Here is an 18203-nt window from a genome sequence, read left to right on the forward strand (position 1 = left end):
ATTGGCCCTGCCTGATCGGCTTGGCGGCGATTACTTCAGGCTGGGCGCGATGCCGATGCAGGCTTCGCAAAGGCCGGCGACAGCCCCGACCGACTTGTCGAAGGCTTCCTTCTCGCCCTTGTTGAGATCGATCTCGATGATCCGCTCGACACCGCCGGCGCCGATGACCGTCGGCACGCCGACATACATGTCCTTGACGCCGTACTGGCCGGAGAGATGCGCCGCGCAGGGAAGCACGCGCTTCTTGTCCTTGAGATAGGCTTCGGCCATCTCGATCGCGGAAGCCGCCGGCGCGTAGTAGGCCGAGCCGGTCTTCAGGAGGCCGACGATCTCCGCGCCGCCGTCACGGGTGCGCTGGATGATTTCTTCGAGGCGTTCCTTGGTGACCCAGCCCATCTGCACGAGATCGGTCAGCGGAATGCCGGCAACGGTCGAGTAGCGGGCGAGCGGCACCATGGTGTCGCCATGGCCGCCGAGAACGAAGGCGGTGATGTCCTGGACCGAAACGTTGAATTCCTGGGCGAGGAAGAGACGGAAGCGCGACGAATCGAGCACGCCAGCCATGCCGACGACCTTGTTCTTCGGCAGGCCGGAGAATTTCTGCAGCGCCCAGACCATGGCGTCGAGCGGGTTGGTGATGCAGATGACGAAGGCGTTCGGAGCATATTTCTTGATGCCGGCGCCGACCTGTTCCATGACCTTCAGGTTGATGCCGAGCAGATCATCGCGGCTCATGCCGGGCTTGCGCGGAACACCGGCGGTGACGATGCAGACGTCGGCACCTTCGATCGCCGAATAGTCGCTGGCGCCCGTCAGCGATGCGTCGAAACCTTCGACCGGCGAGGACTGGGCGATGTCGAGGCCCTTACCCTGGGGGATGCCGTCGGCGATATCGAACAGGACGATGTCGCCCAGTTCCTTCAGGCCGGCGAGATGCGCCAGCGTGCCACCAATCATCCCTGAACCAATAAGTGCGATCTTGTTGCGCGCCATGAAAGTGCTTCCTTTGTGATCCATGATCGAGGCCTGAAACGCGGCAAACGCCAAACCTTCGCGGAAAGCCCTTAAACGGCAAATGGTAAAATATCAATCCATACTTTTCGACAGAGCAAATTCAATCGGTTAGATCATAAAATTCTTACGTAAAGGTAAGAATTCTCGTCATTGTTACGTCATCGAATCTCCATATTTTCAATATGTTGCGCGGCGTATTCTTCGCTTTGCATCTCGATCAGACGTGAAACCGTGCGGTCGAATTCGAACCCTTCCGTCCCCTTCTTGGCAATCAGCAGCCGCTCCGGTTCGGCGGCGGCCGAGGCGAAGAGGCGGGCGCCCTGGTCGTAAAGCGCATCGACCAGGATGATGAAGCGCTTCGTTTCGTTGCGCATGTGCGGGCCGAGATGCGGCACCCGGTCGAGGAAGACCGTCCTGTACTGCGACAGGATGGCGAGATAGTCGGCCGCTCCGAGCGGCTGGGCGCAGAGATCGGCGAAGGAAAAGCGGGCGCAGTGCCCGACTGCGGCCGGCACGCGGATCGTCCGTCCCTTGCGGCCGATCTCCGCCGAACTGGCGGCTGCGCCGCTCGTCTCGACATACCAGGCGCGATCCATCGCGGCTTCCGTTTCCGGTCCGAGCGGCGACAGCCAGACGGGATTTCCGTCGGTCTTGCGCAGGCGATAATCGGTCTCCGTATCGAGCGAGATGATGTCCGTGCTGGCTTTCAGGAGGTCGATGAAGGGAAGAAAGAGGCCGCGGTTGAGACCGTCGCGATAGAGCTCGGACGGCTCGACGTTCGAGGTCGCCACGAGCACGCAGCCCTTGGCGAAGAGTTCGCCGAACAGGCGTCCGAGGATCATCGCGTCGGCGATGTCGGTCACCGAGAATTCATCGAAGCACAGGAGTCGCGCCTCGGCGAAAAGCTCCGAGGCGACCGGCGGTATTGGATCGGCCTGCTTGGTCTCGCCGTTCTTGAGCTTCTGCCGGTGCCTGTAGATGCGCTCGTGCACATCGGCCATGAATTCGTGGAAATGGGCGCGCCGTTTGCGCCCGATCGGCACCGCATCGAAGAACATGTCCATCAGCATGGTCTTGCCGCGCCCGACGCCGCCATGGATGTAGAGGCCCTTGACCGGCGCGTGGTCCTTCTTGCGGGCCGCGAACAGCCAGCCGAGCGCATTGGCCTTGCGCGACGGCCGGCTGGCGATCAGCGTCGCCGTCAGATGGTCAAGCCGCCTCGCGATCGCAAATTGAGCCGGATCACGATGCCGCTCGCCGGCCGCAGCGAGCGCCTCGAGCTTGTGGAGAATACTGTCGTCGGGATTGAGCACGATGCACCTGGATGAGCCAGGGGCTATTTTGGGAGGAGAGACTCAGCGCTGCAGGCGGAAGCCCCACCCCGACAACAAGCGACAGAAAGGTTCAGCGGCTGAGGCTGACCGGTTGGCCGCCATTGGTCGAGCCGTCGAAGCGCGAATCGGCGGTCTTGTAGAGGCGGGCGATCGGACTGCCGTTGCGATCCTTGAGAACGACCTGCTTGCCGGCCACCTCCCAGGATCCCATCGTCGTCAGTTCGCCGGCGCAACCGCGCGTGCCGCCGCGCGAGCCGCTACCGAGATTGGTCAGCGTCAGGAACATGTCGCAGGAACTGCCGGCGCTCGAAACGCGCCAATTGCCGACCATCGATTCCTTCGTCACGTCGAGGCCACTGGTGGCGGCGGCCACCTGCGTGCCCGCGGGCGCGCCGGCCGGGGTGCCCGTCGGAGCGCTCGGGAATTGCGAGGTGCTCGTCGTCGGATCGGGCAGTTGGCCCGCCGAGACCGATGGCACCGGTTGCGCTTGCAGGGGGGCAGGCGCTGCAGAAACATCCTGAGAACCGAAGCCGCCATAGGATGTCCGCTGGCATCCGGTCAGCGCAAGCACAATAACAAGGCCCGCCGCCGCATGAAAAACCCGCATGTCTTTACCCCCGATATTGTCCGCGAACCATGATGCAACGCGATAATAAAGGCCGAATTACAGCAAATCCACCTGTGAGATCAAGGCACCACATTTCGACCTTGGCTGTTGCCCGCGGGAAACGCTTCGGATGAACAGCATGAAGGCGGGACTAACTTTTCGCCCAAGGCGGCGTGACCGGTTCAGTGGCTGACGCCGGCATAGGCGCGCTCGCCCCACAGCGCCTCGACCGCCCGGTTTCGTCCGCAACCATTGCGGTAGTACCAGTAGCGGATCGGGTTTCGGGCCGCGAAATCCTGGTGATAGCCTTCGGCGGGCCAGAACGTCGCGCTCCCTTCGACCGGCGTCACGATCGGCCTGCCGAGTTCGGCCTCGGCCTTGATCTTCCCGGCCTTGGCCTGCATCGCCTGCTGCTCGGTGAGCGCGTAGATCGCCGTCGTATAGGAGAAGCCGCGATCGCAGAACTGCCCGCTGCCATCGGTCGGGTCCGTGGTGTGGAACAGAATGCCGACGAGCGCCGCATAGGAGACCTTGTCGGGATCGAACCTGATCCGCACCACCTCGCGGTGCCCGCCCTTCGCATAGGTCTCATAGGTCGGATTTTCGCTCTTGCCGCCGGCATAGCCGGAAATCGTCTCGAGAACGCCGGGCACGTCATCGAAGTCGCTCTCGACGCACCAGAAACAGCCGCCGGCGAAGATCGCGTATTGCGCCTCTGCCGCCCGCACCGGCGACAGGAAAAGGCAGCTCACGGCAATTCCGACAGCCAGGCGAAGCATGGGCGACCCTCCACGCTACTATTACCTATGCACCTGGCAGCGGCTTTCAAATCACTTACCGACACGTCGTTGTGAGAGCCGTGATAAAGCAACGGCGGGCTTTAGGCCCGCCGTCAAATTGCCATTGAATGGTTGGCCGTGCGCCGGTCAGAACCGGCGCTCGACCAGCATTTTCTTGATCTCGCCGATCGCCTTGGCCGGGTTCAGCCCCTTGGGACAGGCCTGGGCGCAGTTCATGATCGTGTGGCAGCGGTAGAGCCGGAACGGATCCTCGAGATTGTCGAGGCGCTCGCCGGTCGCCTCGTCTCTGGAGTCGATCAGCCAGCGATAGGCTTGAAGCAGAACGGCCGGGCCGAGATAGCGGTCGCCGTTCCACCAGTAGCTCGGACAGGAGGTCGAGCAGCAGGCGCAGAGGATGCACTCGTAGAGGCCGTCGAGCTTCTGACGGTCCTCGTGGCTCTGCCGCCATTCCTTGGCCGGCGTCGGCGAGACCGTCTTCAGCCAGGGCTCGATCGAGCGGTGCTGGGCGTAGAAATTGGTGAGGTCCGGCACCAGGTCCTTGACCACCGGCATATGCGGCAGCGGATAGACCTTCACCGATCCCTTGACCTCGTCCATGCCCTTGGTGCAGGCGAGCGTGTTGGTGCCGTCGATGTTCATCGCGCAGGAGCCGCAGATGCCCTCGCGGCAGGAGCGGCGCAGTGTCAACGTCGGATCGATGTTGTTCTTGATGTAGAGCAGCCCGTCGAGAACCATCGGCCCGCAATCGTCGACGTCGATGTAATAGGTATCGATCCGCGGGTTCTTGCCGTCGTCCGGATTCCAGCGGTAGACGCGGTATTCGCGGAGGTTGGTCGCGCCGACCGGCTTCGGCCAGACCTTGCCCTCATTGACCTGCGAGTTCTTGGGAAGAGCGAGTTCAACCATGTGCCTTAGTCCTCGAGATCAGTAGACGCGCGCCTTCGGCTCGATCTTTTTCGGATCGATGCCGCCGGCGATCAGCTCGGTGTGCACCGGACGATATTCGAGCCGGACATCGCCAGCCTCGTTGACCCAGGCGAGCGTGTGCTTGCGCCAATTGTCGTCGTCGCGGCCGCCAAGCGGGCCGTCCTTGTAGTCTTCACGGGCATGCGCGCCGCGGCTTTCCTTGCGCGCCTCGGCGCCGTAGACCGTGGTGATGGCGTTGGCCATCAGGTTCTCGAGCTCCAGCGTCTCGACAAGGTCGGAGTTCCAGATCATCGAGCGGTCGGTGACCTTGACGTCCGGCATCTCCTTCCAGATGGCCGAGAGGCGCTGGCAGCCGGATTCGAGCGATTCCTGGGTGCGGAACACCGCCGCGTCTTCCTGCATGGCGCGCTGCATCTTGTCGCGCAGCACCGCCGTCGGCGTGCCGCCCCTGGCATTACGCAGCCGGTCGAAGCGCTCCATGATCCGGTCGCAGGAAGCCGTGTCGACCTCCGGCACCGCCTCGTTGCGGTCGATGATCTGGCCGGCGCGGATCGCCGCGGCGCGGCCGAAGACGACGAGGTCGATCAGCGAGTTGGAGCCGAGGCGGTTGGCGCCGTGCACCGAGGCACAGCCGGCTTCGCCGACGGCCATCAGGCCGGGGGCGATCCGCTCGGGGTTCTCGGCATCCGCATTCAGCACCTCGCCCCAATAGTTGGTCGGGACGCCGCCCATATTGTAGTGGACGGTCGGCAGCACCGGGATCGGCTCGCGGGTGACGTCGACGCCGGCGAAGATTTTTGCCGATTCCGAGATGCCCGGCAGGCGCTCGTGCAGCACCGCCGGATCGAGATGATCGAGGTGCAGGAAGATGTGGTCCTTGTTCTTGCCGACGCCGCGACCCTCGCGGATTTCCATCGTCATGCAGCGCGAGACGACGTCGCGCGAGGCAAGGTCCTTGGCCGACGGGGCGTAGCGTTCCATGAAGCGCTCGCCTTCCGAGTTGACCAGATAGCCGCCCTCGCCGCGCGCGCCTTCGGTGATCAGACAGCCGGCGCCGTAGATGCCGGTCGGGTGGAACTGCACGAATTCCATGTCCTGCAGCGGCAGGCCGGCGCGCGCGATCATGCCGCCGCCGTCGCCGGTGCAGGTATGCGCCGAGGTCGCCGAGAAATAGGCGCGGCCATAGCCGCCGGTCGCCAGCACCACCATCTTGGCGGCGAAGCGGTGGATCGTGCCGTCGTCGAGGTTCCAGGCGACGACGCCGGTGCAGCGGCCGTCATCCGACATGATCAGGTCGAGGGCGAAATATTCGATGAAGAATTCGGCGTTGTTGCGGAGCGACTGGCCGTAGAGCGTGTGCAGGATCGCGTGGCCGGTGCGGTCGGCGGCGGCGCAGGTGCGCTGTACCGGCGGGCCTTCGCCGTAGTTCTGCATGTGGCCACCGAAGGGCCGCTGGTAGATCTTGCCTTCCTCGTTGCGCGAGAAGGGCACGCCGTAATGCTCGAGCTCATAGACCGCCTTGGGCGCTTCCATGGCGAGATACTGCATGGCGTCGACGTCGCCGAGCCAGTCGGAGCCCTTGACCGTATCGTAGAGGTGCCACTGCCAGCAATCCGGCGTCATGTTCTGCAGCGAAGCTGCAATGCCCCCTTGTGCCGCGACGGTGTGCGAGCGCGTCGGGAAGACCTTGGTGATGCAGGCGGTCTTGAGGCCCTGTTCGGCCATGCCGAGGGTCGCGCGCAGGCCTGCGCCGCCGGCGCCGACGACGACGACGTCGAAGGCGTGATCGACGTATTGGTAGGCCTTGCCGTTTGCAGCGGGGGAACTGATCGATGCCATGACGAAATTACCCTGCAAAAGCGATCTTCAGGATGGCGAAAAGACAGAGCCCGCCGATCGCGATCGCAAAAAATGTGTTGAGCATGAGCAGCGCGATCTTGACGCCCTCCGCATGAACGTAGTCCTCGATGATGACCTGCATGCCGATCTTCATGTGAATGAGCGCCGAGGTCACGACGAGACCGAGGATCACCGCGACGAACGGATTCGAAAGCGCCGCGACGACTTCTGCATAAGGCGCACCGGCATAGCGGGCGAGGAAGAAGACGAAGAAGATCAGCAGCGGAACATTGGCGACCGCCGTCAGACGCTGGCGCCAGAAGTGATCGGTACCCTCCTTGGCCGAGCCGAGACCGCGAACCTTGCCGAGGGGTGTGCGCATATCCATGGTGATTTCCCCTTAGCGAACCAGAGAACCGACGATCCAGAGAAGCAGCGTCAACGCCACCGATCCGGCGAGCGTCGCCTTGGCCATCTTCGTCGCGAAATGCTTTTCGTAACCGTAGCCGAGGTCCCAGATGAAATGGCGGAGACCGCCGAGCATGTGGTGCACCAGCGCCCAGGTGTAGCCGAAAAGAACGACCTTGCCGATCAACGTGCCGAACAGCCAGTTGACCCAGTCGTAATAGGCAGCCCCCGAGGCGGCGGCGATCAGCCACCAGGCGACCAGCACGGTGCCGAAATAGAGTGCGCCGCCGGTAATGCGGTGCACGATCGACATGACCATGGTGGGGATTGGCTTGTAGATTTGAAGATGCGGCGAGAGCGGCCGGCTTCTTGTGACATTCGTCATCGGAACCTCACGAAATATCCGGAGTCCACGCCTTAAACTAGACTATTTTCGTCCGGTATCGCACCTGATTGTGCGCAATTCAGTCATCCGGACCTTTAATCACCATATTGCTTAACGACAAGTATGTTTGCAGTGCAAAATAAATAAAATCGATTAGCGAAAAGCGGCATTTTGATGTCTGGCGAAGACATCGAGGCCGTTAACGATATAGGCGGAAAAGCCAATCGAATCCGTGACATTTGCCGGCGCTTGCATCAGGATGCCGTTAAGAATTCGTTAACCGCATCCCGGAGGGCAGGACAGAATGAATCTGTTGCGCGCGGTCCATGCGACCAAAGTTCTACTCCTGGCCCTCACGCTGGCGATCCCGGTCGGCCTGCCTGCGGAAGCCGGGAGCGGCCAGGGACTACAGCAAGTGGAGACGCGTGTCCGGCACGTCCGGCTCAAGCATCGCCCGCCGCACCACGCATGGCGCAAGGCGCGGCATCATCACCGTCATTTCGCCGGCCATCGGCGCCACCGCTCCGTCAACTCCAGCATCGACGACTTCTCTTCCTTCGAGACGGGCGGCCTGGGCAACGTTCAAACCCGCACCCGCCATGTCCGCCGCAAGCACTGGCCCTCTCACTTCGCACGGCGTGACCGCAATCGCGGCCCCTGGGTCTTCATCGACGGAAGGGGCTACGGCGGCGGCCGCTACAGCGGCGATATCGACGGCAGCTATGATTTTCCGTCCGGGATCCCCGGGCTCGGCACCTATGCCGGCAACCTTTCGGCCTACGAGCAGGTGGGCAACGGCATCTATTTCAGCCAGGCCGGCAGCTATTCCTACGTCGCCGGGGACGACATCGAGGCAGCCCCGCCGGCGGAGCGCCCGAAGATTATCGTCGTCTCACCGCAGACGAATGCCGGCGCCTGCGCCTGGGAGCACGGCGTCTGCATCATCCGGCCGTAGGCCGGCAATACAGCAAGACGACAGGGCTCGTCAGCGATCGTCGATACGGCCCACCCCAAACCGCCAGACCGTCGTCCGCTTGACTTCGCTATCCTCGAGCGCCCGCGTTACCGGCACTTCATAGGTCGCAAGCGCCGTCATCGCCTGGCGCGGGCAATAGGCGCGGCCCGGATCGCCAACGAGAACCGCGGCGCCGGCACGCCCGAGCGCGGCGAACCAGGGCTGCAGCAGGTCGGCAAAGCCCTTGTCGTAGAAGACGTCCCCGGCGAGATAAACGTCGGCGGCGCGCTCACGGCCGATGATGTCTTCGCTGATGAAGCCGATCGCAACGCCGTTCAGTTCCGCATTGAGCCGCACGGCCGTCTCCGCCCAGGGGTCGATATCCACGGCGAGAACCTCGGCAGCGCCGGCCCTCATCGCGGCAATCGCGACGAGTCCGGAGCCGGAAGCGAAATCGACGACGCGGCGGCCGCGCACCACCTCCGGATGATCGAGGACATAGCGGGCGAGCCCCTGCCCGCCCGCCCAGGCAAAAGCCCAGAAGGGCGGCGGCAAGCCGATCTCTTCAAGTTCCTCCTCGGTCTTCTGCCACAGATCATGCGCTTCGCTGGCGAGGTGCAGGCGAACTTCCGGCACATGCGGCGGCGACAGGATGCCGGTATTGGCGCGGATGAAGCTTTCCGGATCGGATTTCAAGGCTGGAGACTCAAGAGCGTGACCCGCAAGGACACTACTTCGGCGGTTTGTCGAACCCGCCCATGCGGCAGACCTCGATCCATTCGTCCTCGGTCACCGGCTGGACGGAGAGGCGCATGGAGGTCACCAGCGACATCTTGGCGAGCTTCGGGTTTTCCTTGATCTCCTTCAGGGAGACCGGGCGCGGCACGTCGATCACGGCGCGGATGTCGACGCAGTCCCAGCGGGCGTCACCCTCGGCCGTCGAATCCGGATGCGAAAGCGCGCAGACCTCGGTGATGCCGACGATCTCCAACCCCTCGTTCGAATGGTAGAAGAAGCCCTTGTCGCCGATCTTCATCGCCCGCATGTTATTGCGCGCCAGATAGTTGCGCACGCCCGTCCATTCGGTGCCCTTGGCGCCGGCATCCTTCTGCATCTGCCAGGACCACTTCTTCGGTTCGGATTTATAGAGCCAATACGCCATCGCCGCTCAAGCCTCCGGATTGTTGAAGACCCAGTTGTAGGCCTTGATCTCGACATTGGCGAACAGGCCCGCCTTGGCATAGGGGTCGGCGTCGGCGATCGCCTTGGCCGCGTCGATCGTCTCGGCCTTGACGATCACCAGGCTGCCGGTCGGCTTGCCGTCTTCGCCGAGAAAGGGGCCAGCGATCTTCAGAACGCCCTTGGCGTTGAGTTCGTTGAGATAGGCGAGATGGTCGGGCCGCGTGTCGAGCCTCAATTGCAGGGCACCGGGCTTATCCGTGCAGAGCAGTGCGAAGAGCATGATTCCTCCTGATGATAGGGTTGCGAGTGCGGATCACTCCTGGGTGATCGGTCGCGACATCAATTGTTCGAGAGCGGTGCGGACATCGAGCTTGCCGTCGATGATGGCGGCGACAGCCTCGGTGATCGGCATCTCGATGCCGAGGTCCTTGGCCACGCGCGCCGCCACCGATGCGGCAAAGGCGCCCTCGACCAGCTCGCCGCCACGCCCATTGGCGCGCCCGTCCTTGCCGAGCGCAATGCCGAAGCGCAGGTTGCGGGACTGGTGGCTCGTCGCCGTCAGCACGAGGTCGCCGAGGCCCGACAGGCCGCGCACCGTATCGGCCTCGCCGCCTCTCGCGGCGATGAAGCGCGACATTTCCGCAAGGCCACGGGAGATCAGCGCCGCGCGGGCGGAATCGCCGAGCCCCGCCCCTTCGACGATACCGCAGGCGATCGCCAGCACGTTCTTGAGCGCGCCGCCAAGCTGCACGCCGATACGATCCGTCGACGGGTAGAGCCGGAAGGTCGGGCCGGAAAGCGCTTCGGCCAGTTCCGTCGCAATCGCCATGTCGGGCGCGGCGACGACCATCGCGGTCGGCAGCCCCTTGGCAATATCGGCGGCAAAGCCGGGCCCGGAGAGCACGCCGATCCGGTGGCCAGGCAATTCCTCCTCGAGCAGGTCGGTCAGGAGCCGGCCCGTCGATTGCTCCATGCCCTTGGCACAGGTGACGATCGTCGCATCGGCGCCGATCGCGGCACCGTAACGCTGTGCTGCCGCCCGGTGCTCCTGCGACGGCATCGCGAAGAGCACGATATCGGCGCCGCCAAGCACAGCGATGTCGGAGGAAAACGCCAGGCCGGCCGGAAGCGCGATGCCGGGCAGGGCCCTTTCGTTGCGCCCGGTCAGCCGGCATTCTGCCGCCACTTCCTCGCGTCGGGAAAGCAGCGTCACATCCGCATTGGCCTTTGCCGCCGCTACAGCCGCGAGCGCCGTTCCGAATGCACCCGCGCCCAAGACGACGATCTTTGGCACGATCGTTGGATTGTCACTCATCTTCTGTCCGTCATGCCTTGGCGCCGCGCTTGCCGGAGCCGATCAATGTCTGTGCCCGGGTGTCGAGCGGCCAGCGCGAACGCGGCGCGACATCGAGCCCGTCGGCCGGCAGGCCGGCCGCCAGCCGTTCGGCTCCGGCCCAGGCGATCATCGCCGCATTGTCCGTGCAAAGCTGAAGCGGTGGCGCGACGAAGCGGAAGCGGTGCTCGTCGCAAAGCGCCTGCAGCGTCGCCCGGAGAGTCTGGTTGGCGGCCACACCTCCCGCAACGACGAGCGCCGGCGCATCGACTGAGCCATATTCCGCCCTGAATCGCTTCAGCCCGCGACCGACGCGATCCTTCAGCGTCCGCGCGATGGCGCGCTGGAACGAGGCGCAGATGTCGGCGATATCCTCATCCGTGACCGGCTCCAGCGATTGCGCCGCCTGGCGGACCGCGGTCTTCAGGCCGGAGAAGGAGAAATCGAGCCGGGCATCGCCGACGAGCGGCCGGGGAAAATCGAAGCGCTCCGGATTGCCTGTTCGGGCCGCCCGCTCCACGGCCGGTCCGCCCGGATAGGGAAGGCCGAGCAGTTTCGCCGTCTTGTCGAAGGCCTCGCCGAGCGCGTCGTCGATCGTCGTGCCCCAGCGCTCGTAGTCGCCGACGCCCTTGACCAGGATCAGTTGCGTGTGGCCGCCCGAGACGAGCAGCATCAGATAGGGAAAGGAGAGCCCGTCCGTCAGCCGCGCCGTAAGCGCATGTCCTTCGAGATGGTTGACAGCGTAGAGAGGCTTGCCCGTCGCCCGGGCAATCGCCTTGCCGGTCATCAACCCAACGATCAAGCCGCCGATCAGGCCGGGACCGCTCGTCGCAGCGATCGCATCGATGTCCTTCAGCGTTACGTCGGCGCGCAGCAGCGCTTCCTCGATCAGCGTATCCAGCGCCTCGACATGGGCGCGCGCGGCGATCTCGGGCACGACCCCGCCATAGGCGCTGTGCTCTTCGAGCTGGCTCAGCACCACGTCGCCGAGGATCCGGCCGCCGCCTTCCTCGTCCCGCAGCACGACGGAAGCGGCGGTTTCGTCGCAGCTTGTCTCAATGCCGAGGATGCGCAAGGGCGGGGACATACGTGGTATACTCAAAGATTGCGGTCACCGTGAAAGGTGGGTACACGGAACTCAGTGGGCGCCGTGCGTCTTTCAGACACACAAAGGACGCTGTAACGCTTTGAAGTGCTGCGTGGTTTTATCCTTAAATCGATCTCCGATTTAAGCGACCATGCAGTAACAACGGATGGCCAAGGATGCAAACGAAACCTTTCCGCATCGGCACGCGCGGCAGCCCGCTGGCGCTCGCCCAGACGCATGAGACGCGCGACCGTTTGGCCGCCGCCCATGGCCTGCCGCCGGAAATGTTCGAGGTCGTCGTTCTTTCGACCAAGGGCGACCGCATCACCGACCGGCCGCTCGCGGAAATCGGCGGCAAGGGTCTGTTCACCGAGGAACTCGAGCAGCAGCTTCTCTCGGGCGACCTCGATTTCGCCGTCCATTCGTCGAAGGACATGCCGACGAAGCTGCCCGAGGGGCTGTTTCTCTCCGCCTACCTGCCGCGCGAGGACATCCGCGACGCCTTCATCGGCCGCACCGCGCCGAGGCTCGTCGACCTGCCTGAGGGCGCTACCGTCGGCTCGTCGTCGCTGCGCCGCCAGGCGCTGATCCGGCGGCTGAGGCCCGACATCAACGTCATCACCTATCGCGGCCAGGTCGAGACGCGGCTGCGCAAGCTCGCCGAAGGCCAGGTCGACGGCACGCTGCTTGCCTATGCCGGCCTGAGGCGGCTTGGCATGGCCGACGTTCCGACCGAACTGCTCGATCCGGAGGCATTCCCTCCGGCTCCGGCCCAGGGCGCAATCTGCATCGAAAGCCGCGTCGGCGACAGCCGCGTCAACACGCTGCTCGCCGCCATCGACGATCCGCGCACCCATGAGGCAGTCGCCTGCGAGCGTGGCTTCCTGGCGACGCTCGACGGCTCCTGCCGCACCCCGATTGCCGGCTACGCCCAGTCGGACGGCATCAATATCCGCTTCTCCGGCATGATCCTGACGCCCGACGGCACGACCTCGCATCGCGTCGAAATCGAAGGCAAGGCCGCAGAGGCGACGGAACTTGGCCACCGGGCCGGCGAACAGATCCGCGCCAAGGCCGGACCGGGGTTCTTTTCAAGCTGGACATGAGCGATGCGCGTGCTCGTCACCCGGCCGCAGCCGGCGGCCGAAAAAACGGCGCTGAAACTTGAAGCGATGGGACACGATGCGGTTGTCCTGCCGATGATGCAGGCGCAGCATTTTGCCGCCGCGGTTCGCGCCGGGTTCGAGCGATCCCATGATGCGATCGGCGTGACCAGTGCCGAAGCCGTCCGTGTTCTGGCCGGGCTCGGTCCTGCGCTTCAGCCGCATCTGGCGACACCGCTTTTCGCCGTCGGTGCGGCGACGGCGCGCGCCGCCACCGAGCTCGGCTTCACGGACATACGGGTGGGGACGGGAACCGGCGAGGCGCTCGCGGAAACGGTTGCCGGCTTCCTTGGACCGGAAACCGGATCGCTGCTTTATTTTGCCGGCCTGCCGCGCGCCGATGGTTTCGAACACGCCCTGCGGGAGCGGGCGATCGATCACGTCACCGTCGAATGCTACCGAATGAACCCCGTGGGCCACGCGCCGGAGACGCTGCCTGCTCTCGTTCAGGCCGGCCCCTTCGACGCGGTGCTGCTCTATTCGCGCGAAACGGCTCGACGTCTTGTCGCACTCATGCGCGAGGGCGGCCTCGATGCGACCGGCGTGTCGGCCCGTTACCTCTGCCTCAGCGCGTCCGTCAAGGAGGTGCTGCCCGTCGGCGCCACGGCGAGCGTTGCAGCGGCGCCCGACGAGAAAAGCCTGTTGAGCCTCCTTTGAGGCGGGATCAGCAAAGACGGCGACGATTTTCCGCTGACTTCTCGGGCGTTGCTCAGGTCATCTAAGGCAAATGCCGCAAAAACGGGACACAGGGACTTTCCCTGCTGAGTTTCCCTGACTAGGTTTGGTTTAAGAGCCCGACAGAACGGTGAAGAGGTCATCATGGTATCGGAAAAGCCGCCGCGCCGCGCGAAACCGGAAAAGGAACCGCTGACGATCGACCTCGAGGCCGAGAGGACGGTGACCGAGGAGACGGAGGCGATCGCCGCCGAGGGCTCAGTGACCGACGAGCCGGCGGAGATCTCGGCGACCGAGGCACAGGACGCGGCGGAGACGGTCGCGGGCGACGCCGACACGAAAGAGGCCCAGACGGAAGAGACCCGGACGGACGAGGCCCAAGATGCCGAGGTGAAAGCCGAGACGGAGGCTGAGGAAGCCCGCGCCGACGCGGCCGCGGCCGCCTTCGACGAAGAGCCTCCGCACCTGGGCAATACGGCGACGCCCGAGCCGACGAGAAAGCAGCCGTCAAGCGCCGGCGCATTGGCCGCGGGCATCCTCGGCGGCCTCGTTGCGCTTGCCGGTGCCGGCGTGCTGCAATATGCCGGCTATGTCCCGGCCCCCGGGCCGGATCGCGGCGGATCGGTCGAGCAGGAGCTCAAGAGCGAAATCGAGGCGATCAGGACAGAGGTCCAGTCCCGCCCGGCGTCGGGTGTGGATATCGGCCCCTTGGAGAGCCGCCTGGCGGCTCTGGAACAGACGGCCCCGTCGGGTGCCGGCGCGCCTGAGGTTACGGCACTTGAGGCTCAGGTCGCCAATCTGACCAAGGAGCTTGCGTCGCTGAAGACCGAACTTGCCGATGCCCGACAGGCAGCGGATACCGCCAATACCGAACTTGCCGGCCGCATCGACCAGGCGGAGCAGAAAATCAACGAGCCGGTCAACGACATCGAGATGGCAAAGGCCGTCGCCGTCACCGCCCTGAAGACCGCGATCGACCGCGGCGGACCGTTCCTGGCCGAACTCGATGCACTGCGCAGCATCGCGCCCGAGGAGGCGGCGGTGAAGGAGCTTGCCGAAGACGCCTCGACGGGCGTCGCCACGCGAACGGACCTGCGCAGCGAATTTCCGGCAGCGGCGACCGCGATGCTCGACGCCCTCCATCAGCCCGACCCGAACGAGGGCTTGTTTGCCCGGCTCTATTCGAGCGCGATGTCCGGCATTCGCGTCCGGCCGGTCGGCAGCGTCGAGGGCGACACGCCGGAGGCGGTGGTCGCGCGCATCGAGGACAAGCTCAATAATGGCGATCTCAAGGGGGCCTCGCTCGAATGGGCAAGCCTTCCTGACGCGGCAAAGACCGCCGGGCAGGATTTCAAGCAGAAACTCGACCGGCGACTGCGCGTCGAAACCGCCATCGATGCGGCCGTGGCGGCGACCATGACGCGAAGCGGCACGCAAGGCTAGAGCGGGATGAGGAAAAGTGTGCGCGGTTTTCCGCCCGCATCCCGCTCTAACTCTTAGAATCGATCACGTTTTATGATTTTGGGTCGAGGACCTAAAATCATCGTGATCTAAGGAAGGAAAGAAGACGACATGGTCCGGATACTGTTCTTCATCCTGTTCGTCCTCGCGCTGGCGCTCGGCTTTGCCTGGCTGGCGGATCGGCCGGGAGAGCTGTCGCTGATCTGGCAGGGCCAACGCATCGAGATGAGCCTGATGCGTGCCGCCACCATCCTGATTTCGCTCTTCGCCGCGATCCTGATCGTCGTCTGGCTGATCCGCACGATCTGGCTTTCGCCCCACACCGTGACGCGATACTTCCGCGCCCGAAAGCGCGACCGCGGCTACCAGGCGCTCTCGACCGGACTGATCGCTGCCGGGGCCGGCGACGCGATGCTGGCGCGCAAGATGGCGGGCCGGACCCGCGGCCTCATCAGCGCCGATCAGGAACCACTGATCCACCTGCTCGAGGCGCAGACGGCACTCATCGAGGGCAAGTATGACGACGCCCGCAAGAAATTCGAGCTGATGGCGGATGATCTCGAGACGCGCGAACTCGGCCTGCGCGGGCTCTACCTCGAAGCCAAGCGGCTGGGCGCCAACGAGGCCGCCCGGCAATATGCCGAACGCGCTGCCGAAAAGGCGCCGCACCTTTCCTGGGCGACACTTGCGACCCTCGACCAGCGCAGCCAGGCGGGAGAGTGGGACGAGGCGATCCGTCTTCTCGACCAGAGCCGCGCCGCCAACGTCCTCGACAAGAAGGAAACGAACCGCAAGAAGGCCGTTCTGCTCACCGCCGGGGCAACGAGCAAGCTGGAGGCCGACCCGAAAGCCGCCCGGGACGACGCGCTCGCCGCCCTGAAGCTCGACGATCGGCTGGTGCCGGCGGCCCTCATCGCCGCCAAGGCGCTGTTTCGCGAGGACAATCTGCGCAAGGGCGCTTCTGTCCTCGAGAAGGTCTGGAAGCAGGAGCCGCATCCGGACGTGGCGCGACTTTACGTCCGGGCGCGCGGAGGCGATTCCGCCGCCGACCGGCTGAAGCGTGCCAAAAGGCTGGAAACGCTGCGCGGCAACAATGCGGTTAGCCTCGCAACCGTCGCCGAGGCGGCGCTCGAGGCACGCGAGTTGGAGCTCGCCCGAGAGAAGGCCGAGGCCGCGGCTCGGCTGGCGCCGAGCGAAAGCATCTTCCTGCTCCTTGCCGATATCGAGGAGGCCGATACCGGCGACGAGGGCCGTATCCGCCACTGGATGGCGCAGGCACTCAGAAGCCCGCGCGACCCGGCCTGGACGGCCGATGGCGTCACCTCGCCGACCTGGCTGCCGGTGTCGCCTGTGAGCGGCCGGCTCGATGCCTTCGAATGGAAGGCGCCGCCCTCCCCGATCGCCGGCGCGACGGAAGACGGTCGCCTCAACATCGACGATGCGATCCGCAGCCTGCCGCCGGTCGCCCCCGTACCGCAGGCACCCGCACCGGAACCGCCGGCACCGGCCGAGCCCGAACTAAGCCGGCCCGTGCTGGAAGCGGACCGCCCAGCCCCGACCCCTGCCCCGATCAAGGTGCCCGAGCGAAAGGAACCCGCCGCACCGCCCGCCAAGAGCGAGGAGGCCGCCGCCAAGGACGAAGATCGGCCGCCCTTCTTCGGTCGGCCGCCGGATGATCCGGGCGTTCGTGACCGGCCGCCGGAGGAAGGCAACAAGGCCGGCTTCCGGCTGTTCTGAGTTCTGGTTTCACGGGCTGTGGGCACAAGGCATGTTTGAACGGTTTCGAGCGTTTCTCGACGAACTGAAGGGTACGGCCGCGCGGATCGACAAGGATGATCCGCGTGTTGCGGTGATCGGGCTCTGTTTCCAGGTGATGGAGGCGGACGGCGCCATCCGTCGGTCGGAGCGGCGCAAGATGCGCAAGGTCATCAAGGAGCACTACAAGCTCGACGATGCCGCCCTCAATGCGCTCGTCGCGGCAGGCGAAACCGCCGAAAGCGAGGCGATCGACTTCTACCGCTTCACCTCCGAGATCAAGCGCCACCTCTCCGAGGACCAGCGCATCGAACTCGTCGGCATGTTGTGGGAAATCGTCTATGCCGACGGCGCACGGAGCGAGATGGAGGACCATGTGATCTGGCGGATCGCCGACCTGCTCGGCGTATCGGGGCGCGACCGGGTCTTGAAACGCCAGCAGGCAGCCGCCAAGTTCCATATGGTTGAAGAGGAGAATGAGGCACAACAGGAAGGCTGACGATGCCGCCAGACGCCCGCGACGCCAAGAGACCGATCCTCGTCGTCCTCCACCAGGAGCGCTCGAGCGCAGGTCGCGTCGGCCATATTCTCGAGCAGAAGGGCTTCTCCCTCGATATCCGCCGCCCGGCACTCGGCGACGAGCTGCCGCCGACACTCGAGGGTCATTCGGGAACGATCATCTTCGGCGGGCCGATGAGCGCCAACGACGAGGAGGAATTCGTTCGCCGCGAGATCGATTGGCTGTCGGTGCCGCTGCTCGAAAACAAACCCTATCTCGGCATCTGCTTAGGCGCGCAGATGCTCGCCCGCAACCTTGGCGGTACGGTCGCTCCCCACCACGAGGGCATGACCGAAATCGGCTGGTATCCGCTTGAAGCCACGGAAGCGGGCAAGGCACTCCTGGACTGGCCTGACATGGTCTATCATTTTCACCGCGAAGGCTTCGATCTCCCCAAGGGGGCCGAACTGCTCGCCACCGGCGACACCTATCCGAACCAGGCTTTCCGCTATGGCGACAACGCCTGGGGCATCCAGTTTCACGGCGAACTGACACGGGCGATGATGCATCGCTGGGTCGTGCATGGCGCCCACCGTTTCGTTCTGCCCGGCGCCCAATTGGGCAAGGCGCATCTCGAGGGCCGGATGATACATGATCACCCATTGCGCACCTGGATGGAGAATTTTCTCGAGCTGATCTTTTTGCGCGGTGGCGACAAGGAAAGAGCGAGTTTGCCCCTCCCCAACCCCTCCCCACAGGTGGGAGGGGCTTAACCTGCC

The 18203-nt window shown here is 64.7% G+C and carries 20 protein-coding genes; 7 read left to right on the forward strand and 13 right to left on the reverse strand.

Going from position 1 to position 18203, the window contains the following annotated elements; genetic code table 11:
* Positions 1-30: 30 nt before the first annotated feature.
* The 8 genes from mdh to sdhC form a co-directional block, all read right to left on the reverse strand.
* A complete protein-coding gene (gene mdh / locus RHIBR816_RS0107285) occupies positions 31-993 on the reverse strand; it encodes a malate dehydrogenase (protein WP_018235871.1) in 963 nt (320 codons plus the stop codon).
* 179 nt (positions 994-1172) lie between these two features.
* On the reverse strand, positions 1173-2327 hold the full coding sequence (gene zapE, locus RHIBR816_RS0107290; RefSeq protein ID WP_018235872.1) for a cell division protein ZapE: 1155 nt from the start codon (positions 2325-2327) through the stop codon (positions 1173-1175).
* 91 nt (positions 2328-2418) lie between these two features.
* A complete protein-coding gene (locus RHIBR816_RS0107295; protein WP_018235873.1) occupies positions 2419-2955 on the reverse strand; it encodes a protease inhibitor Inh/omp19 family protein in 537 nt (178 codons plus the stop codon).
* A 182-nt stretch (positions 2956-3137) separates the two neighbouring features.
* On the reverse strand, positions 3138-3734 hold the full coding sequence (msrA, locus tag RHIBR816_RS0107300; RefSeq protein WP_018235874.1) for a peptide-methionine (S)-S-oxide reductase MsrA: 597 nt from the start codon (positions 3732-3734) through the stop codon (positions 3138-3140).
* Between the two features lie 147 nt (positions 3735-3881).
* The gene (locus tag RHIBR816_RS0107305; RefSeq protein WP_018235875.1) at positions 3882-4661 is read right to left on the reverse strand and encodes a succinate dehydrogenase iron-sulfur subunit; all 780 of its coding nucleotides are present in this window, start codon (positions 4659-4661) and stop codon (positions 3882-3884) included.
* Between the two features lie 18 nt (positions 4662-4679).
* Positions 4680-6521: a succinate dehydrogenase flavoprotein subunit gene (sdhA, locus tag RHIBR816_RS0107310; RefSeq protein WP_018235876.1), complete on the reverse strand. Its 1842-nt coding sequence runs from the start codon at positions 6519-6521 to the stop codon at positions 4680-4682.
* A gap of 7 nt (positions 6522-6528) precedes the next feature.
* The gene (sdhD, locus tag RHIBR816_RS0107315) at positions 6529-6909 is read right to left on the reverse strand and encodes a succinate dehydrogenase, hydrophobic membrane anchor protein (RefSeq protein ID WP_018235877.1); all 381 of its coding nucleotides are present in this window, start codon (positions 6907-6909) and stop codon (positions 6529-6531) included.
* Positions 6910-6921: 12 nt separating this feature from the next.
* The gene (gene sdhC / locus RHIBR816_RS0107320) at positions 6922-7314 is read right to left on the reverse strand and encodes a succinate dehydrogenase, cytochrome b556 subunit (RefSeq protein WP_018235878.1); all 393 of its coding nucleotides are present in this window, start codon (positions 7312-7314) and stop codon (positions 6922-6924) included.
* A 304-nt stretch (positions 7315-7618) separates the two neighbouring features.
* Here sdhC and RHIBR816_RS0107330 point away from each other — a divergent pair, with 304 nt between their 5' ends.
* Positions 7619-8269, forward strand: coding sequence for a hypothetical protein (locus RHIBR816_RS0107330; protein WP_018235880.1), 651 nt, complete (start codon positions 7619-7621; stop codon positions 8267-8269).
* A 30-nt stretch (positions 8270-8299) separates the two neighbouring features.
* Here RHIBR816_RS0107330 and RHIBR816_RS0107335 read toward each other — a convergent pair whose 3' ends face one another.
* From RHIBR816_RS0107335 to tsaD, 5 genes are read right to left on the reverse strand one after another with little or no spacing between them, the layout of a single operon-like run.
* Complete coding sequence (locus tag RHIBR816_RS0107335; protein ID WP_018235881.1) at positions 8300-8965, reverse strand: 50S ribosomal protein L11 methyltransferase; 666 nt, start codon at positions 8963-8965, stop codon at positions 8300-8302.
* A 34-nt stretch (positions 8966-8999) separates the two neighbouring features.
* A complete protein-coding gene (locus RHIBR816_RS0107340) occupies positions 9000-9431 on the reverse strand; it encodes an EVE domain-containing protein (protein WP_018235882.1) in 432 nt (143 codons plus the stop codon).
* A gap of 6 nt (positions 9432-9437) precedes the next feature.
* Positions 9438-9731, reverse strand: a complete 294-nt coding sequence (locus RHIBR816_RS0107345) for a YciI-like protein (protein WP_018235883.1) — start codon at positions 9729-9731, stop codon at positions 9438-9440.
* Positions 9732-9764: 33 nt separating this feature from the next.
* Complete coding sequence (locus RHIBR816_RS0107350; protein WP_018235884.1) at positions 9765-10766, reverse strand: NAD(P)H-dependent glycerol-3-phosphate dehydrogenase; 1002 nt, start codon at positions 10764-10766, stop codon at positions 9765-9767.
* A 10-nt stretch (positions 10767-10776) separates the two neighbouring features.
* Positions 10777-11871: a tRNA (adenosine(37)-N6)-threonylcarbamoyltransferase complex transferase subunit TsaD gene (gene tsaD / locus RHIBR816_RS0107355; RefSeq protein WP_018235885.1), complete on the reverse strand. Its 1095-nt coding sequence runs from the start codon at positions 11869-11871 to the stop codon at positions 10777-10779.
* A gap of 176 nt (positions 11872-12047) precedes the next feature.
* Here tsaD and hemC point away from each other — a divergent pair, with 176 nt between their 5' ends.
* The 6 genes from hemC to RHIBR816_RS0107385 all read left to right on the forward strand — a co-directional run bounded on the left by hemC (position 12048) and on the right by RHIBR816_RS0107385 (position 18197).
* Positions 12048-12977 carry a hydroxymethylbilane synthase gene (hemC, locus tag RHIBR816_RS0107360; protein ID WP_018235886.1) on the forward strand — a complete coding sequence of 310 codons (930 nt, stop codon included), beginning with the start codon at positions 12048-12050 and terminating at the stop codon, positions 12975-12977.
* A 3-nt stretch (positions 12978-12980) separates the two neighbouring features.
* On the forward strand, positions 12981-13691 hold the full coding sequence (locus RHIBR816_RS0107365; RefSeq protein ID WP_018235887.1) for a uroporphyrinogen-III synthase: 711 nt from the start codon (positions 12981-12983) through the stop codon (positions 13689-13691).
* Between the two features lie 162 nt (positions 13692-13853).
* A complete protein-coding gene (locus tag RHIBR816_RS0107370; RefSeq protein ID WP_018235888.1) occupies positions 13854-15152 on the forward strand; it encodes a COG4223 family protein in 1299 nt (432 codons plus the stop codon).
* Between the two features lie 129 nt (positions 15153-15281).
* Positions 15282-16907 (forward strand): heme biosynthesis protein HemY, encoded by a 1626-nt coding sequence (locus RHIBR816_RS0107375; protein ID WP_018235889.1) that lies wholly within the window; start codon positions 15282-15284, stop codon positions 16905-16907.
* Between the two features lie 31 nt (positions 16908-16938).
* Complete coding sequence (locus RHIBR816_RS0107380) at positions 16939-17424, forward strand: TerB family tellurite resistance protein (protein WP_018235890.1); 486 nt, start codon at positions 16939-16941, stop codon at positions 17422-17424.
* Positions 17425-17426: 2 nt separating this feature from the next.
* Positions 17427-18197 carry a glutamine amidotransferase gene (locus RHIBR816_RS0107385; RefSeq protein WP_018235891.1) on the forward strand — a complete coding sequence of 257 codons (771 nt, stop codon included), beginning with the start codon at positions 17427-17429 and terminating at the stop codon, positions 18195-18197.
* Positions 18198-18203: the final 6 nt, after the last annotated feature.

Origin of the sequence: Ensifer sp. BR816, from assembly GCF_000378985.1 — a bacterium.
Classification (GTDB): Bacteria; Pseudomonadota; Alphaproteobacteria; order Rhizobiales; family Rhizobiaceae; genus Sinorhizobium.

Coding starts and splice junctions, on each gene's coding strand:
- mdh (WP_018235871.1), bottom strand. CDS start 993: ATGGCGCGCAACAAGATCGCACTTATTGGTTCAGGGATGATTGGTGGC.
- RHIBR816_RS0107295 (WP_018235873.1), bottom strand. CDS start 2,955: ATGCGGGTTTTTCATGCGGCGGCGGGCCTTGTTATTGTGCTTGCGCTG.
- msrA (WP_018235874.1), bottom strand. CDS start 3,734: ATGCTTCGCCTGGCTGTCGGAATTGCCGTGAGCTGCCTTTTCCTGTCG.
- RHIBR816_RS0107305 (WP_018235875.1), bottom strand. CDS start 4,661: ATGGTTGAACTCGCTCTTCCCAAGAACTCGCAGGTCAATGAGGGCAAG.
- sdhA (WP_018235876.1), bottom strand. CDS start 6,521: ATGGCATCGATCAGTTCCCCCGCTGCAAACGGCAAGGCCTACCAATAC.
- sdhD (WP_018235877.1), bottom strand. CDS start 6,909: ATGGATATGCGCACACCCCTCGGCAAGGTTCGCGGTCTCGGCTCGGCC.
- sdhC (WP_018235878.1), bottom strand. CDS start 7,314: ATGACGAATGTCACAAGAAGCCGGCCGCTCTCGCCGCATCTTCAAATC.
- RHIBR816_RS0107330 (WP_018235880.1), top strand. CDS start 7,619: ATGAATCTGTTGCGCGCGGTCCATGCGACCAAAGTTCTACTCCTGGCC.
- RHIBR816_RS0107340 (WP_018235882.1), bottom strand. CDS start 9,431: ATGGCGTATTGGCTCTATAAATCCGAACCGAAGAAGTGGTCCTGGCAG.
- RHIBR816_RS0107345 (WP_018235883.1), bottom strand. CDS start 9,731: ATGCTCTTCGCACTGCTCTGCACGGATAAGCCCGGTGCCCTGCAATTG.
- RHIBR816_RS0107350 (WP_018235884.1), bottom strand. CDS start 10,766: ATGAGTGACAATCCAACGATCGTGCCAAAGATCGTCGTCTTGGGCGCG.
- tsaD (WP_018235885.1), bottom strand. CDS start 11,871: ATGTCCCCGCCCTTGCGCATCCTCGGCATTGAGACAAGCTGCGACGAA.
- hemC (WP_018235886.1), top strand. CDS start 12,048: ATGCAAACGAAACCTTTCCGCATCGGCACGCGCGGCAGCCCGCTGGCG.
- RHIBR816_RS0107365 (WP_018235887.1), top strand. CDS start 12,981: ATGCGCGTGCTCGTCACCCGGCCGCAGCCGGCGGCCGAAAAAACGGCG.
- RHIBR816_RS0107370 (WP_018235888.1), top strand. CDS start 13,854: ATGGTATCGGAAAAGCCGCCGCGCCGCGCGAAACCGGAAAAGGAACCG.
- RHIBR816_RS0107375 (WP_018235889.1), top strand. CDS start 15,282: ATGGTCCGGATACTGTTCTTCATCCTGTTCGTCCTCGCGCTGGCGCTC.
- RHIBR816_RS0107380 (WP_018235890.1), top strand. CDS start 16,939: ATGTTTGAACGGTTTCGAGCGTTTCTCGACGAACTGAAGGGTACGGCC.
- RHIBR816_RS0107385 (WP_018235891.1), top strand. CDS start 17,427: ATGCCGCCAGACGCCCGCGACGCCAAGAGACCGATCCTCGTCGTCCTC.